Annotated in this window: 11 protein-coding genes; 9 read left to right on the forward strand and 2 right to left on the reverse strand. The window is 64.7% G+C overall.

The annotated features are described in order from the left end of the window. The first annotated feature begins 13 nt into the window (after window positions 1-13). Complete coding sequence (locus tag IC232_RS24160; RefSeq protein WP_190847513.1) at window positions 14-1,849, forward strand: calcium-binding protein; 1,836 nt, start codon at window positions 14-16, stop codon at window positions 1,847-1,849. Window positions 1,850-1,936: 87 nt separating this feature from the next. Here the strand turns inward: IC232_RS24160 and IC232_RS24165 are convergent, their stop codons facing one another. Both IC232_RS24165 and pepN read right to left on the reverse strand, forming a co-directional pair. Further along, the gene (locus tag IC232_RS24165; protein WP_246812374.1) at window positions 1,937-4,147 is read right to left on the reverse strand and encodes a PAS domain-containing sensor histidine kinase; all 2,211 of its coding nucleotides are present in this window, start codon (window positions 4,145-4,147) and stop codon (window positions 1,937-1,939) included. Between the two features lie 308 nt (window positions 4,148-4,455). Further along, window positions 4,456-7,107, reverse strand: a complete 2,652-nt coding sequence (gene pepN, locus IC232_RS24170) for an aminopeptidase N (protein ID WP_190847515.1) — start codon at window positions 7,105-7,107, stop codon at window positions 4,456-4,458. Window positions 7,108-7,300: 193 nt separating this feature from the next. Here pepN and IC232_RS24175 point away from each other — a divergent pair, with 193 nt between their 5' ends. From IC232_RS24175 to dusA, 8 genes are all read left to right on the forward strand, one after another. Beyond that, window positions 7,301-7,741 carry a VOC family protein gene (locus IC232_RS24175; protein WP_190847516.1) on the forward strand — a complete coding sequence of 147 codons (441 nt, stop codon included), beginning with the start codon at window positions 7,301-7,303 and terminating at the stop codon, window positions 7,739-7,741. Between the two features lie 108 nt (window positions 7,742-7,849). After that, on the forward strand, window positions 7,850-9,331 hold the full coding sequence (gene xdhA / locus IC232_RS24180) for a xanthine dehydrogenase small subunit (RefSeq protein WP_190847517.1): 1,482 nt from the start codon (window positions 7,850-7,852) through the stop codon (window positions 9,329-9,331). 4 nt (window positions 9,332-9,335) lie between these two features. After that, window positions 9,336-11,861 (forward strand): xanthine dehydrogenase molybdopterin binding subunit, encoded by a 2,526-nt coding sequence (gene xdhB / locus IC232_RS24185; RefSeq protein WP_246812375.1) that lies wholly within the window; start codon window positions 9,336-9,338, stop codon window positions 11,859-11,861. Further along, window positions 11,858-12,823, forward strand: coding sequence for a xanthine dehydrogenase accessory protein XdhC (gene xdhC / locus IC232_RS24190; protein ID WP_190847518.1), 966 nt, complete (start codon window positions 11,858-11,860; stop codon window positions 12,821-12,823). The genes xdhB and xdhC overlap by 4 nt, the downstream gene beginning before the upstream one ends. A gap of 5 nt (window positions 12,824-12,828) precedes the next feature. Then, window positions 12,829-13,314: a nucleoside deaminase gene (locus tag IC232_RS24195; RefSeq protein ID WP_190847519.1), complete on the forward strand. Its 486-nt coding sequence runs from the start codon at window positions 12,829-12,831 to the stop codon at window positions 13,312-13,314. 55 nt (window positions 13,315-13,369) lie between these two features. Then, window positions 13,370-13,969, forward strand: coding sequence for an urease accessory protein UreE (locus IC232_RS24200; protein WP_190847520.1), 600 nt, complete (start codon window positions 13,370-13,372; stop codon window positions 13,967-13,969). A gap of 29 nt (window positions 13,970-13,998) precedes the next feature. Further along, window positions 13,999-14,469 (forward strand): Cys-tRNA(Pro) deacylase, encoded by a 471-nt coding sequence (ybaK, locus tag IC232_RS24205; RefSeq protein WP_190847521.1) that lies wholly within the window; start codon window positions 13,999-14,001, stop codon window positions 14,467-14,469. Window positions 14,470-14,666: 197 nt separating this feature from the next. Beyond that, entirely contained in the window at window positions 14,667-15,671 is a 1,005-nt protein-coding gene (gene dusA, locus IC232_RS24210; RefSeq protein WP_190847522.1) for a tRNA dihydrouridine(20/20a) synthase DusA, read from the forward strand. The last annotated feature ends 228 nt before the right edge of the window (window positions 15,672-15,899 follow it).

Below are 15,899 nucleotides of genomic sequence, written 5' to 3' on the forward strand. Positions count from 1 at the left end.
AGGGTCAAGATGAGTGAATCACGAAGCCACCACGCCGCATAGCCCCAACGACTCCGTCAGAACTGCCGTTGCTCTAGTCGGAAATGGAGGTCTGTCGGGTTTCGAGGGCGATGATACCCTCACTGGTGGCGACAGGGCCGACATCCTCATGGGCGGTCTCGGCGCTGATATCCTTGATGGCGGCGATGGTTTCGACCTCGCCAGCTATGCGCAATCTTCTGCCGGTGTCGTCGCGAACCTATCGAACGCAGCCGAGAACACTGGCGAGGCGGCGGGCGACAATTATACATTGATCGAGGGCTTTCAAGGCTCGGCCTATGCCGACGAACTCACCGGCAGCAATCTGAACAATGAGCTTAACGGCAACGGCGGCAACGACACCCTGAAGGGCCGCGGTGGTGCCGACTGGCTCTACGGCGGTGCCGGCTATGACTTTGCCAGCTATACGGATGCGACATACAGCGTGGTGGCGAACCTGTCCAATGCGCGAGAGAACGCCGGTGATGCAGCCGGCGACGTGTACATCAGCATCGAGGCGCTCTCCGGGTCCGCTCACAACGACACGCTCACGGGCAACTGGGACGGCAACAACCTCTATGGCCACAATGGCGACGACCGCCTCGTAGGCCTTGCCGGCCGCGACTACCTGGTGGGCGGCGCCGGCAACGACATGCTCATCGGCGGCACGGAGGCCGACTGGCTCGTGGGCGGAGCGGGCACGGACCTGGCCGGCTACACCACAGGGGTGACCGCCAGCCTGCTTGACGCGTCGCAGAACACCGGCGACGCCGCCGGTGACACCTACGAGAGCATCGAGGGCTTGGCCGGCTCGAACTTTGCCGACCATCTCACGGGCGATCACGGCAACAACACCATCTATGGCCACCTTGGCCACGACACGATCTTCGGCCACTTCGGCAACGACCGCCTCTATGCCGGCGACGACAACGACCGGCTCGACGGCGGCTCAGGAGCCGACACGCTCAATGGCGGCGAAGGCTTCGATTATGCCGAGTACCGCACGGCGGAGTCGGGTGTGGTGGCGGATCTGCTCTACGCGGGCCGGAATACGGGCGATGCCGCAGGTGATGTGTATGTGGCGATCGAAGGTCTTGCCGGCTCGTCCTTCAGCGACGATCGGAGCGGCAACGATCTCGGCAACGAGATCTACGGCTTGGGCGGCAACGACGCTCTGGAAGGCCGCGGTGGGGCCGACTGGCTGTATGGCGGCGAAGGCCATGACTTTGCCACCTACTACGGAGCCACGGCGGGTGTTGAGGCCAACCTGTCGGAGAGCTGGCGCAACCAGGGCGAGGCGGCAGGCGATATGTACTTCTCCATCGAGGGGCTGGCGGGCTCCGCCTATGCCGACGCGCTGGGTGGCAACGAGCACTACAACGAGCTGTTCGGCCATGGCGGCAACGATCAGCTCTGGGGCTTTGGCGGCGGCGACTGGCTGGTGGGCGGGGAGGGCCACGACCTGCTGATCGGCGGGGCCGGCTCCGACTGGCTGACTGGCGGCAACGGCACCGACATCTTCCGCTTTGACGGGGTGCTGGGCGCAGGCAACGTGGATGTGGTCAACGACTTCGGCGTGGGCGGGCCTGACCTGCTGCAGCTGACGCGCAACACATTTTCGGCCTTTGCCAACCAGGGGGAGGTGTTTGGCTTCCAGCTGGCGATCGGGGCTGCGGCGACGACGACGGCGCACCGTCTGGTGTACAACAGCGGCACCGGCGACCTGTTCTACGATGCGGACGGAGCCGGCGGTGCAGCCCAGGTGCAGTTTGCCACGCTCGGCAAGGGCCTGGCCCTCTCCGCCTCAAGCTTCGCCCTGCTCTGGCTCTGAACACAACATACAGCTCAAGTCATAGAAAAAGGCCGGTGTCTCACGACACCGGCCTTTTGCATTGAGAGCGTCGAAGGTGAAAGCGCCTCAGGCGGCTGCATCCGCCAGGGCGATATCCGCATGCGTGGCTTCCGTGAGCGGCAGGTGGACCAGCACGATGGTGCCGATGCCTTCCTGGCTCTTGATGCGCAAGGAGCCGCCGTGCAGCTCGGTGAGCGAGCGAGCGATGGCGAGGCCGAGGCCGGAGCCCTTGTAGCTCTTCGAGAACTCGGTCTCGACCTGCTCGAAGGGCTGGCCGAGCTTGTGCAGGGCATGCGCCGGGATGCCGATGCCGTTGTCTTCCACATAGATGTTGACCGCGTTGCCGGCCTGGCGCGTGCGCACCGTGATGCAGCCGCCTTCGCTCGTGAACTTCGTGGCGTTCTGGAGCAGGTTGACCAGGATCTGGTGCAGGGCGCGCTCGTCGGCGGGCACCACGATGTCGTCGGGGTTCACGTCGACGGTGACGGAGAGGTTCTTGGCCTTGGTCTGCTCGCCCACCAGCTTGAGGGCGCGCTGGATCGAGGCGTGAACCTCCATCGGCTGCTTGGTGAGAGACGTGCGGCCGGCCTCGATGCGCGACATGTCGAGGATGTCGTTGATCACCGACAGAAGATACTGGCCGCTTGAACGGATATCGGTGCAGTATTCCTCGTACTTGTCCGAGCCGAGCGAGCCGAAGATGCCGCTCTGCATCACCTCCGCAAAGCCGATGATGGCGTTGAGCGGCGTGCGCAGCTCGTGGCTCATGTTGGCCAGGAACTCGGACTTGGCGCGGTTGGCGCTCTCGGCCTGCGCCTTCTGGTCGAGGTAGCGTTCGGCGAGGTCCGCGAGCTGGTGCGTCTGCGCCTCGAGCTTCTGGCGCGACTGCTTGAGATCGAGAACGGTGGCGATAAGTTCCTTCTCGGACTCGACGAGGCGGTGCTCATGGCGCTTCAACGCAGTAATGTCCGTGCCCACCGACACATAGCCGCCGTCCTTGGTGCGACGCTCGTTGATCTGCAGCCAGCGGCCATCCTGAAGACGAGCCTCGAAGGTGCGTGCGCCCACATCCTGCTGCTCGCGGCGCAGGAACTGGTGCTGCACCTCCGGCGGACGGCCGAGCGCCATCACTTCCGCATAAGACTTGCCCTGCAGCTGCGCATCGGCCGGCAGCTCGTGCAGCTTCTGGAACTTGGAATTGCAGAGCACGAGGTTGTTGTTGGCGTCCCACAGCACGAAGGCCTCGGAGATCGCCTCGATGGCGTCGTGCAGGCGGGCATCGGCCTTGGCGGTCTTCTCTTCGAGGCCACGCTGCTCGGTCACGTCCACGGCGATACCGACGAGATGGCTCGCTGCATCGTCCGGATCGTTCATCAGCTCGGCGCGGGCGCGCAGCCACACCCAGTCGCCCGTGATGCTGCGGATGCGGAACTCGTAATCGAGGAGCGAGGTGCTGGCCGAAGCGAGCTGTTCGGCAAGCGTGAAGAGATCCTGATCCTCGGGGTGGATCATGGCGTTCACTTCGCCGAAGGAGAGGAACTCGTCCTGGCGCTCGTAGCCGAGCAACTCGTACATGGAGTCGGACCAGTAGATGCGGCCGCGGCCGATGTCCCAATCCCACAGGCCGCAGCGGCCGCGGTTGAGAGCGGAGTCGATCCGGTCGCGCACCTTCTCGCAGACCTCGTCGGCGGCGCGGGCGCGGTTCGCCTGCATTACATAAGCCACGCCGATGCCGAGCAGCACCAGGATCGTGGCGCCGAGCAGCGAGACGTGACCGATAGTGCGCGTCCACCAGCCCGACAGGATGTGGGGCATGGGCTGCACGAGCGCGATCTGTCCCGATGAGGCGGCGAGCGAGCGAACGGTCGCCATGCCCTCAACGCCGCTGGGGAGCCGGACCGTCATCACGCCGGCGCGGTCGGCAAACAGCATCAGCGGCTGCGCTTCGCCTAGTATATCGGTGAGCTTTGCGGGGGCATTCGTCATCGGCGGATAAACGGCCTGAATGGCGCCTGCCTGATCGACCAGCATGAGCGTGCGGTTCTGCGTCAGGGCGCTGGGTGGCATGTCCTTGGCCAGGTCCTCCAGCTGCGCTGCAGCCTGCGCACCATTGGCGGGCGCACGAACAGCGCCGAGCTTCGCCGCCGAGAGAGATGCGATGATGTCGATGTCGCTGATGGCGTCGAAGAGCGTGTCCTTGCGGCCATCGCGGATCTGCACCCACGCGCTGCCGGCAAGCGTGATCAGAAACAGGATCAGGACCGCCGGAACCGCCAAGCGGAGCAGGGGCTCATATCGCTCGAGCCGTCGATAGGTGGGGTTCGCGTCTGATCGCGTAACCCCTAGAATCGTACCCGCACGCGCGGGTACGCATGCGGTCACCGCCCCCGCCATGCGATGCTTCCTCCGGAACCATTTGCGTCCTGTTTCGGAGGACGTGCCGCATCTCTCCGAATCACTAACAATAGAATCTTGAGCGGGTGATTTGTCTAGTTAGTAGAACCCGAAGGTTAATAAAAAATTTCCTATGTCGCGTTCCCTTGGGGAAATCTGGGACAACCTCATAACCTCTTCATCCATATAGGTTATTTCGATTGGCTTTCCTCAAGGGACCGGCTCACGATATCCCCTACATCGCGGGAAAGATTGGGCTTTTGCGCGATGGAGCGCAGGGCCTCTTCCGCATGTTTCCGCCGGCCGTTTTCCATCATCCGCCAGGTGCTGAAAGCGGTGAGAAGCCGGGCGGCCAGTTGCGGGTTCAGCTCGTCCGCGCGCAGGACGATCGAGGCGAGGAGCCGGTAGCCAGCGCCGTCTGCTCTGTTGAACTGAACCTGGTTCAGCATGGCAAAGCTGCCGATCAGCGAGCGCACCCGATTGGGGTTGCTGATGGAAAAGGCGGGATGCTGCATTAGGTTCTTCACCCGCTCAAGGGTTTCATCCTCGGGGATCGCAGCCTGCAGCGTGAACCATTTATCGATGACGAGAGGCTCGTTGCGGTAGCGCTCCCCGAACCAGGCGATGGCGTCCTCGCGCACAGTTCCGGGAATGGTCGTGAGCACGCTGAGCGAGGCGAGACGGTCCGTCATGTTGGTTGCGGACTGAAGTTGTTCCGAGGCCAGCGCTTCACCGGCACCGGGATCGGCTGCGGCAAGAAGATCGAGGCAGGCATTACGCAGGCTCCTGCGTCCGGCGCTGGCCGCATCCGGGCTGTAGGGGCCTGAATCGGTGAAGGTCGCATAGATGCGCTGCAGGCGCTCGGCACCGGCCACTCCGATGCGCCGGCGCAGCTCAGCACGGGCGCGGTGGATCGCATCCGGGTTCACATCCTGGCCGATCTCCTGCGCGATGTCGGCCTCGCTCGGAAGGGTCATGACGAGAGCCGCAAAGGCCGGATCGTTTTCCGCATCCCTGTCGATGAAGGCGCAGAGGGCGGTCGAGAATGCGTCGGTCTCCTCGACTGCAACCTGACCGTCGACGGAGAGGGAGGCCAGCAGCCGCATGGCAACGGTCTGTGCCGCCTGCCAGCGGTTGAACGCGTCCGTGTCGTGCTTCAGGAGAACGAGCAGTTCCTCGTTGGGCAGATCGAGCGAGACCTTCACCGGAGCCGAGAAGCCCCGGAAAAGGGACGGAACCGGCAGGGACGTCACGCCCGTGAAGGTAATGCTGTCGGCTGCCTTGTCGAGCAGGAACACGCCCCGGTCGTCCACCCGGTCGCAGGTGGCAGCCAGGGGCGATCCGTCATGCGAGACGAGACCGAGCGTGACCGGAATGGCCATGGGTTGCTTTGTCGCCTGCCCCGGTGTCGGGGGCGTGCTCTGGGTGAAATCGACACGATAGGTCTGCGCCGCCTCGTCGTAGTGGCTCTTGACCGTCACGCGAGGCGTTCCGGACTGCTTGTACCAGCGGGCGAAATGCGACAGGTCGCGGCCTGTGACCTCCGCGAAGCTGTTGAGAAAATCCTCGACCGTCGCGGCCGTGCCGTCGCAGCGCTCGAAATAGAGATCCATGCCGCGCCGGAAATCCTCCTCGCCGATGATCGTCTTGAGCATGCGGACGATCTCCGCGCCCTTCTCGTAGACCGTGGCGGTGTAGAAGTTGTTGATCTCGCGATACTGGTTCGGGCGCACCGGATGGGAGAGGGGGCTCGAATCCTCCAGGAACTGCCGGGCTCGCAGGGTCTTCACCTCGGCGATGCGATGCACCGGGCGGGAGCGCTCATCGGAAGAGAACTCCTGATCGCGGAAGACCGTCAGGCCCTCCTTGAGGCAGAGCTGGAACCAGTCGCGGCAGGTGACGCGGTTGCCGGACCAGTTGTGGAAATACTCGTGCGCGATGATCGCCTCGATATGAGCATAATCCATGTCAGTGGCGGTCTCATGGGATGCCAGCACGAATTTATCGTTGAAGATGTTGAGGCCCTTGTTCTCCATGGCTCCCATATTGAAATCCGACACGGCCACGATGTTGAACACGTCGAGGTCGTATTCCCGGCCGAAGGCCTGCTCGTCCCAGCGCATGGAGCGCTCAAGCGCATCCAGGGCATAATCGGCACGGTTCTCCTTGCCGGGCTCCACATAGATCGCAAGCTCCACCTCGCGCCCACTCATGGTGGTGAAGCTCTTGGCGACCCGGCCAAGCCGGCCTCCGACCAGAGCGAAGAGATAGGACGGCTTGGGATGCGGATCGTGCCAGACGGCGTAGAGCCGGCCGGTGTCGTCGATCGATCCGCTCTCGACGGGGTTGCCGTTGCCGAGGAGAACGGGAGCTTCCTCGCGGTCGGCCTCGATGCGCGTGGTATAAACGGAGAGAACGTCGGGCCGGTCGAGGAAATAGGTGATGCGCCGGAAGCCTTCCGCCTCGCATTGCGTGCAGTAGTTGCCGCTGGAGCGGTAGAGGCCCATGAGCTTGGTGTTCGCCGTCGGGTTGATCTCGGTCTCGATGGTCAGGGTGAACGCCTGCCGCGGCGCCTGCGCGATGGTGAGCGAATGCGGCGAGGCCTCGAACTCGTCGTCCGATAGGACGCGTCCGTCCAGTGCCACGGATCTCAGGTTCAACTCGTCGCCGTCGAGGACCAGGGGCGCATCGGAGCGCCCGGCCGGATTGGGCCTCATGACGAGCGTCGCGGTCACCCTGGTCTCCGTCGGGTGCAGCTTCACGTCGAGATCAACATGGTCGATCAGGAAGTCGCTGGGCCTGTAATCCTCAAGGCGAATGACGGAGGCTGTCTCGGTGCGCATCGGGTACCCGTATGAAACGAAGTTGCGTTGGTTCTAGGGCCTTGGGGAGGGACCGCCAGTCTGCTTGGCGCAGCAACGCTTAAAAGTCACGGGATCTTGGCCAAATCCAAGGCTTTTTCCGCGCAACAAAATGGTACCCCTTGATCTCCGGACGAAATACGCCATCACGTGAACTCCGCTCACGGAGACGATCATGGAATACCTGCACACGATGGTTCGCGTCTCGAACCTCGAACAATCCCTCGATTTCTTCTGCAACAAGTTCGGCCTGGTCGAAGTCCGCCGGATCGAAAACGAGAAGGGCCGCTTCACCCTCGTATTCCTGGCGGCGCCCGGCGACGTGGATAAGGCCCAGGACACCAGGGCGCCGCTGCTCGAGCTGACCTACAACTGGGACGAGCACGACTATGCCGGCGGTCGGAACTTCGGCCATCTCGCCTACCGGGTCGACGATATCTATGAAACCTGCCAGAGGCTGATGGATGCGGGCGTGACCATCAACCGTCCGCCCCGCGACGGCTACATGGCCTTCGTGAAGACCCCCGACAACATCTCCATCGAGCTGCTCCAGCGCGGCGAACCCAAGCCCTCGCAGGAGCCCTGGGCCTCCATGGCCAATACGGGCACCTGGTAACCTTAGCGCTCGGCTGCCCCCTCAACGGCCCCTTGGCGAAAAGGTCTTGCTCCGCCATTCTACCCGGCCCACCATAATAAAGCCGGGTCGAACCGGCGGAGGAACATCGTGGTACGAGACACAATCCGCTTCTGGCGACAGGGACGAGCAGTCGAGGTTTCGGGCTTCCATCCGCGCACCACGCTTCTGGACTATTTAAGGCTTCAGGAGCGTCGCGTGGGCACCAAGGAGGGTTGCGCGGAGGGCGATTGCGGCGCCTGCACCGTGGCTCTGGGCCGGCTGCGCGGCGGGCGGGTGCATTACGAGCCGGTCAATGCCTGCATCCTGCTCCTCGGCCAGATCGACGGAGCCGAGCTCATCACGGTCGAAGATCTCGCGGCTGGCGGCGAACTGCATCCTGTGCAGACTGCCATGGTGGACGCACACGGCTCCCAATGCGGCTTCTGCACCCCTGGCATCGTGATGAGCCTCTTTACGCTCTATCACGCGGGCGAGCGGCCCCTGAGCCGCGAGGCCGTCAACGATGCGCTTGCCGGCAATCTCTGCCGCTGCACGGGCTACCGGCCCATCGTCGATGCAGCCCTGCAGGCCTGCGGCGAAGCGCCCAACGATTCATTCGCCGCGAACATCGAGCAGAACGTGCAGGGTCCGACGGCGCTCTCTGATGGGCAGGATGTCTTCATCGGTGACGAGACACGCTTCTTTGCGGCGCCTGCCAGTGAAGATTCCCTTGCGGCACTTTACGCGCGGCACCCCGACGCCACCCTGGTGGCCGGCTGCACGGATGTGGGGCTGTGGATCACGAAGGGCATGGCCGAGATCGAGAAGGTGATCTGGCTCGGGCGCGTGACAGGCCTCGATAACATCGAGGAGACCTCAGATGTGCTTGGCATCGGCGCGACTGTCACCCATGCCGAGGCTCACCCGTCGCTTGCCCGCATCGATCCCGATCTTGGCGAGCTCATGCGCCGCTTCGGATCCTGGCAGGTGCGCGCTTCCGGCACCGTGGGCGGCAACATCGCCAACGGCTCGCCCATCGGCGATCTCGCGCCCGCGCTGATCGCATTGGGCTCCGTGCTCGAGCTGCGCCACGGCGATGCCACGCGCACCATGCCGCTTGAAAATTTCTTCATCGCCTATCGCAAGCAGGACCGCGTGCCCGGCGAGTTCGTGCGCCGCATCACGGTGCCGAAGTTGCGAGCCGATGAAGCCTTCCGCGCCTACAAGGTCTCCAAGCGTTTCGATGAGGACATCTCGTCCGCGATGGGCGCCTTCAAGTTCACGCTCGATGGGCGACGCATTTCTGAGGCTCGCGTGGCCTTCGGTGGTATGGCGGCGACTCCGAAGCGGGCGTTCGAGACGGAGCAGGCACTTGTTGGTCTCTCGCTTGATGAGCCCTCGACTTGGGGCGAGGCCATGGCGGCGATTGCGCGTGATTACCAGCCTCTCGACGATCATAGATCCTCAGCTGCGTATCGCGCCACGGTGGCGCGCAACCTCGTGTTCAAGGCCTTGAGCGAGACCGCATCGGGCGAGACCCGCGCCACGCGCATCATCGGCCAGCGCGACGCGCTCCAGGCGGCGGAGTAGGGCGATGAACGAGCAGCCAAAACTCGGCGCCCATTCCACCTCCCCCTTGAGGGGGGAGGTTGCGCCGGAGGCGCAGGAGGGGGTGGGAAACTCCACATCTGCGAATGTCACGCTGTCACCCCACCCCGGATCGCTGACGCGCTCCGACCCTCCCCCACCCAAGTCAGAAGCATCTGACTTGGGCAGGCAAGAACGGATCTCGGGAACACCCGAGATCCGGGGGGAGGATATCGAAGTCCTGCGCCACGTTCGCAAACCCCTGCCGCACGATTCCGGTCCGAAGCACGTTCAGGGCGTCGCGCAGTACATCGACGACATCCGCGAGCCCGAAGGCACGCTGCATGTGGCCATCGGCCAGTCGCCGAAAGCGCGCGGGCGGCTGATCTCCCTTGATGTCTCCGCCGTACGCGCTGTGCCCGGAGTCGTGGCGGTGCTCACAGCTGCCGACATACCCGGCAAGAATGACGTGTCGCCCGCCTTCGGCGACGATCCGCTCTTCGTCAACACCGAGATCGGTTTCTTAGGCCAGGCACTCTTTGCCGTCGTGGCCACGAGCCGTGACACCGCGCGCCGCGCGGTCAAAAAAGCCGTGATGGAGATCGAAGCCGAGACGCCGAGCGTCACGGTCGAGGATGCACTGGAGCGCCAGGAGACAGTACTGCCGGACTACGCATACGGCCGCGGCGATCCGGCTGCCGTCATCGCTCAGGCGCCGAAGAGGCTGGAAGGTCAGTTCCGCGTCGGCGGGCAGGAGCATTTCTATCTCGAAGGCCAGGTCGCCATGGCGATCCCGGGCGAGGACGGCGACATTCACGTCTATTCCTCGACCCAGCATCCTACGGAAGTGCAGCACGTGGTTGCCCGCGTGCTCGACATTCCCGATGCCTACGTCATCTGCGAGACGCGCCGCATGGGCGGCGGCTTCGGCGGCAAGGAAAGCCAGGCGACGCAATGGGCCGTCACCGCAGCACTCGCAGCGCGTGTGACCGGGCGCCCGTGCAAGCTGCGCCTCGACCGGGACGATGACTTCATCCTCACGGGCAAGCGCCACGACTTCCGCTGCGACTGGAAGGTCGGCGTCGACGAGAAGGGGCGCATCCAGGGCTATGCGGTCGATCTCTTGGCCCGCTGCGGTTATTCGGCGGATCTCTCCGCCGGCGTGGTGGATCGCGCCATGTTCCACGCGGACAATGCCTATTGGATGCCGGCCGTCCATATCGCCTCGAAGCGGCTCAAGACCAACACCGTGTCCAACACGGCCTTCCGTGGCTTCGGCGGTCCACAGGGCATGCTCGCCATCGAGCACGTGATGGACCAGATCGCCTGGGCGACGGGTCGCGATCCGCTCGACGTACGCTATGCCAACTTCTACCGGCCGGGCGAGAACGTCACGCCCTACGGCATGGAGGTGGAGGAGACCGACACACTGGTCAATCTCGTGCGCACGTTGGAAGAGACCTCGAACTACCGCGCGCGCCGCGAGGAAATCGCGGCCTTCAATGCCGCCTCGCCGATCATGAAGCGCGGGCTGGCGCTCACGCCGGTGAAGTTCGGCATCAGCTTCACGCTCACGCACATGAATCAGGCCGGCGCGCTGGTGCATGTGTATCAGGACGGCTCCGTGCATCTGAACCACGGCGGCACCGAGATGGGGCAGGGGCTCTACATCAAGGTGGCGCAGGTGGTGGCGGAGGAATTCGGCATCGCCATGGAGCGTGTGCGCATCACCGCGACCACGACCGCGAAGGTGCCCAACACCTCGCCGACGGCCGCCTCATCCGGTTCCGATCTCAACGGCATGGCCGCAAAGGTCGCAGCGGGCGCGATCAAGAAGCGCATGATCGCTTATGCGTCCGAGGCCTACGGGGTGCCGGAGGAGCAGATCGAATTCCGCGACGACCGGGTGTTCATCGGCAATGAGAGCGTGCCATTCGACGAGATGGCGAAGAAATGCATCGCAGCCCGCGTGCAGCTTTCCGAGGCGGGGCATTACAAGACGCCGAAGATCACCTGGGACCGCGCCAAGGGAACGGGCCGGCCGTTCTTCTACTTCGCCTATGGGGCTGCCTGCTCCGAGGTGATCATCGACACGCTCACGGGCGAGAACCGCCTCCTGCGCACGGACATTCTCCATGATGTCGGCCGTTCCTTAAATCCGGCTATCGACATCGGCCAGATCGAGGGCGGCTTCGTACAGGGCATGGGCTGGCTCACCACCGAGGAACTGGTGTTTGCCAAGGATGGGCGACTGCTCACGCACGCACCCTCCACCTACAAGATCCCGGTGGCGTCCGACGTGCCTGCCGCCTTCAACGTGGCGCTCTATCCCAACACCAACCGGGAGGAGACGATCTATCGGTCGAAGGCCGTGGGCGAGCCGCCTGTGATGCTGGCCAACAGCGTCTTCTGCGCGCTTGCCGATGCCATCCACGCGCTTGATGCATCGAAGCCCGTGCCGCTCCATGCGCCTGCCACGCCGGAGGCGATCCTGCGTGCCTGCGAGGCGCTGCGGGGGAGGCCCATGGGGTGAGGGTCTGGCGTCAGCTCAGCGATTTCGTGGCGCGGCACGGCAGCGCCGCCCTTATCTCCGTCCATGACGTGAAAGGCTCCGCACCCCGCGAAGTCGGCGCGCGCATGGTGGTGCGGCCCGATGGCGCCTTCCACGGCACCATCGGCGGCGGGCAGCTCGAATTCCGCATGCTCGACATCGCCCGCGAGATGCTCGGGGCTGGCCGCCGTCCGGCGCGGATCGTCGATCAGGCGCTCGGTCCCGATCTCGGCCAGTGCTGCGGCGGGCGGGTGAAGATCCTGATCGAGACATTCGACAGCCGGGACATGGAAGACCTCGCGCCCCTCGTCGAAGCGGAGGCGGGCGGCGGATTATTCGAGCTTGAATGCCGCCTAGAGGATGACCGCGTGCGACGCGAGTTCTCCTCCGCCGTCGGCGACGACCGCTGGAGCGGCTGGCGTGAAACCCATGGGGAGGTACGCACGCCCGTTCTCCTGTTCGGCGCCGGGCATGTGGGCCGAGCGCTCGTGCTGTCGCTGGCGCCCCTGCCGTTTGCCGTGCGCTGGCTCGACGACCGGGACGATGCTTTTCCGCCCCATCTCCCGCCGAACGCGAAGGCCATCCGCATGTGGGACCCGGAGGCGGAGATCACTGAAGCCAGTCCTCATTCGCTCATCCTGGTCATGACCCACGACCACCCCCTCGACATGGCGATCACGGCGGCAGCCCTGCGGCGGGATTTTCCCTATGTGGGTCTCATCGGCAGCGCCACGAAGCGGGCGCGCTTCGAGAAGCGGTTCCGGGAGATCGGGCTGCCTGAGGAGACGATCCGCTCCCTCGTATGCCCCATCGGGCTGCCCGGGATCGAGGATAAGGACCCAGCCATCATCGCGGCTTCCGTGACCGCGCAGCTGCTGCAGGTTCGGGAGCACGGGGGTGTCGCCCAAAAATTCTCGCCTCCCGCAGCCTCCAACGATACATAAGCATCATGAGCACCAACCGACTCGACGATCAGCGCCATCTGGCGCGCGCCATCGAACTGTCCCGCGAGCACATGGAGGAGGGGGCCGGCGGCCCCTTCGGCGCCGTGATCGTGCGCGACGGCCGGGTTTTGGCCGAGGGCTGGAACCAGGTCACCTCCGCCAAGGACCCCACGGCCCACGCGGAGGTCACGGCGATCCGGCTTGCCTGCCAGGCTGTCGGCGACCATTCCCTGGAGGGCGCCACCCTCTATACCAGCTGCGAGCCGTGCCCCATGTGCCTCGCCTCCGCCTATTGGGCCAGGGTGGGCCGGATCGTCTATGCCAATACCCGGCAGGATGCGGCCGAGATCGGCTTTGACGACAGCCTGATCTATGACGAGATCCCCAAGCCCGTGTCGGAGCGCCTGATCCCCATGGACCACCAGCCGAGCCTGGAGGCCAAGGCGGTGTTCGATGCCTGGGCGGACAAGCCGGACAAGATCGCCTATTAATATCTGGCCGCGCTTCCTATTTGAGCTTCACCCGATCACAGACCGAGACGAACCCATGCCCCGCGTCACCACCATCGTCCGCAAGCCCGCCGTGAAGGCCGACCGTGTCGTCGCCACGATTTCCCTCGATCATGAGGCCCGCAGTCGCCGGCAGGGAACGCTGAGGGCCGAGGGCGGAACCGACATCGTGCTCGATCTCGACATGGAAACCACCATCAATGACGGCGATGCCCTGCGCCTCGAAGACGGGCAACTCGTGCAGGTGAAGGCGGCGGCTGAGTCGCTGCTGGAGGTGAGGGCCGAGAACCCGTTGCGCCTCATGCGCCTTGCCTGGCATCTGGGCAGCAACCACGGCCTCGTCGAGGTGACGGGGGACGCCATCTACATCGAGAACAACCCGGCACTGGCGGAACTGGCCCGCGGCCAGGGTTGCACCGTGACCCCGGTGGAGCGCCCGTTCAAGCCGGAGCGCAGCACCCACGTGTGCGATCACAACCATGGGCATCACCATCATCATGGCCACGCGCACGGCCATGATCACGGGCACTCTCACGGTCACGACCATGATCATGCACACGAGCACAAGCATGATCACGAGCACGGCCCCGGCTGCGGATGCGGCCACGATCATCACGGCCACAAGCACGATCACTGATCGAGTCTGAGCCCCAATCTCTCACGACCATGTCCAAGACCACCCGCGCGACGCTGGCCCTGCAGCAGGCCGGCGTGTCCTTCACGGTACATTCCTACGATTACGATCCGAACGCGGAGCGCATCGGCCTGCAGGCTGCGGAGGCGCTGAGCGCCGATCCGTCGAGCGTGCTGAAAACCCTGATGGTGCTGGTGGACAACAAACCGGCCTGCGTGATCCTGCCCTCCGACCAGGAGGTGAACCTGAAGAAGCTGGCTTCGGCGCTCGGCGGCAAGGCAGCCCAGATGATGAAGCCGGCGGACGCGGAGCGCATGACCGGCTACCACGTGGGCGGCATCAGCCCCTTCGGCCAGAAGAAGCGCGTCGCGACCGTGCTGGAGCAATCGGCCTTCGAGCACCGCCAAGTGTTCATCAACGGTGGCCAACGTGGCCTACAGGTGAAGCTCGATCCGCGTGCTGCGGCTGAGGTGTTGGGCGCGAAGGTCGCGGGGGTGGTCTGAAGTCTTCCACCGCGTCATGGCCGGGCTTGTCCCGGCCATCCACGTCTTGGGAGCCGCAATGGAGCAAAGACGTGGATCCCCGGAACAAGTCCGGGGATGACGTTGGAAGGATACCGCCACACTCCTATTTGCCTTGAGCCGGTCATCCCCATATGAGAGGGCCGATCCCAGATTGCTGCCCGACAGTTTTGCTGAACATGACCCAGAAGTTTTTCACCGTGGCCCCCATGATGGACTGGACCGACCGGCATTGCCGGGCGTTTCATCGTATCCTGTCGCGCCGGGCGCGGCTTTATACGGAGATGGTCACCACGGGGGCGGTCATTCACGGGCCGCGGGAGCGGCTTCTCGGGTTCAGCGACGTGGAGCATCCGGTGGCCGTGCAGCTTGGCGGGTCCGATCCGAAGGATCTGGCGGAGGCCGCTCGGATCTGCGCCGAGTTCGGCTATGACGAGATCAACCTGAATGTGGGCTGCCCCTCCGACCGGGTGCAGAACGGCCGCTTCGGCGCCTGCCTGATGCAGGAGCCGAAGCTCGTGGGCGAATGCGTGGCGGCCATGAAGGCAGCCGTGCGCCTGCCGGTGACGGTGAAGTGCCGGATCGGCGTCGACGATCAGGACACGGAAGAAGCCCTGAACCGCCTCACCGACTGCGTGGTGGCGGCCGGCTGCGACGAGCTGACGGTCCATGCCCGCAAGGCCTGGCTGCAGGGGCTTTCCCCGAAGGAAAACCGGGACATCCCACCTCTCGACTACCCCAGGGTCTATCGCCTGAAGCAGGCGCGTCCCGATCTGCCGATCGCCATCAATGGCGGCATCAAGACTTTTGCCGAGGTGCATGAGCACCTGAAGCATGTGGACGGCGTGATGCTCGGCCGCGTGGCCTATCACGAGCCCGAAATCCTGCTCGCTGTGGACCCCGAGCTTTACGGCGGGGCGGCCCCGGTGGCCGATGGCTTCGAAGCAGTCGAAGCCTATGAGCCCTATGTGGCCGAGCAACTCGCGAAGGGCGAGCGCCTGCACACCATCACCCGGCACATGCTCGGCCTCTTCACCGGCCGCCCCGGCGCGCGCGCCTATCGCCGTCACTTGGCGACGGAGGCGGTGAAGCCGGGCGCGAACCTGCAGACGCTACGGGATGCGGTGGCGCATGTGTCGCGGGAGACGGCGGCCCTGGAGGCTCGGCTCAGCGCGGCGGAGTAGAAAGGCGTCATCCCGGACGGCGTTAGCCGATCCGGGATCGCGTGAGGAGTGTGGCTCCGCTTTACCTCTCACGGTGGGAGAGGTCGGACCGCAGGACCGGGTGAGGGGGCGCCGCCTTCTCCGGATAGGCCTGTAACCCCTCACCCCAACCCTCTCCCTCAGGGAGAGGGAGACCAGCGCCTCATTCTGCGCACGATCCCGGATCGGCTCTGCCGTCCGGGACGACGA

Source organism: Microvirga sp. (assembly GCF_014699075.1).
GTDB lineage: Bacteria > Pseudomonadota > Alphaproteobacteria > Rhizobiales > Beijerinckiaceae > Microvirga.

Bases quoted from the DNA above. Each gene is read 5' to 3' on its own strand.
- dusA (WP_190847522.1), top strand. From the start codon at position 14,667: ATGACCCAGAAGTTTTTCACCGTGGCCCCCATGATGGACTGGACCGAC.
- IC232_RS24195 (WP_190847519.1), top strand. From the start codon at position 12,829: ATGAGCACCAACCGACTCGACGATCAGCGCCATCTGGCGCGCGCCATC.
- IC232_RS24200 (WP_190847520.1), top strand. From the start codon at position 13,370: ATGCCCCGCGTCACCACCATCGTCCGCAAGCCCGCCGTGAAGGCCGAC.
- xdhB (WP_246812375.1), top strand. From the start codon at position 9,336: ATGAACGAGCAGCCAAAACTCGGCGCCCATTCCACCTCCCCCTTGAGG.
- ybaK (WP_190847521.1), top strand. From the start codon at position 13,999: ATGTCCAAGACCACCCGCGCGACGCTGGCCCTGCAGCAGGCCGGCGTG.
- pepN (WP_190847515.1), bottom strand. From the start codon at position 7,107: ATGCGCACCGAGACAGCCTCCGTCATTCGCCTTGAGGATTACAGGCCC.
- IC232_RS24175 (WP_190847516.1), top strand. From the start codon at position 7,301: ATGGAATACCTGCACACGATGGTTCGCGTCTCGAACCTCGAACAATCC.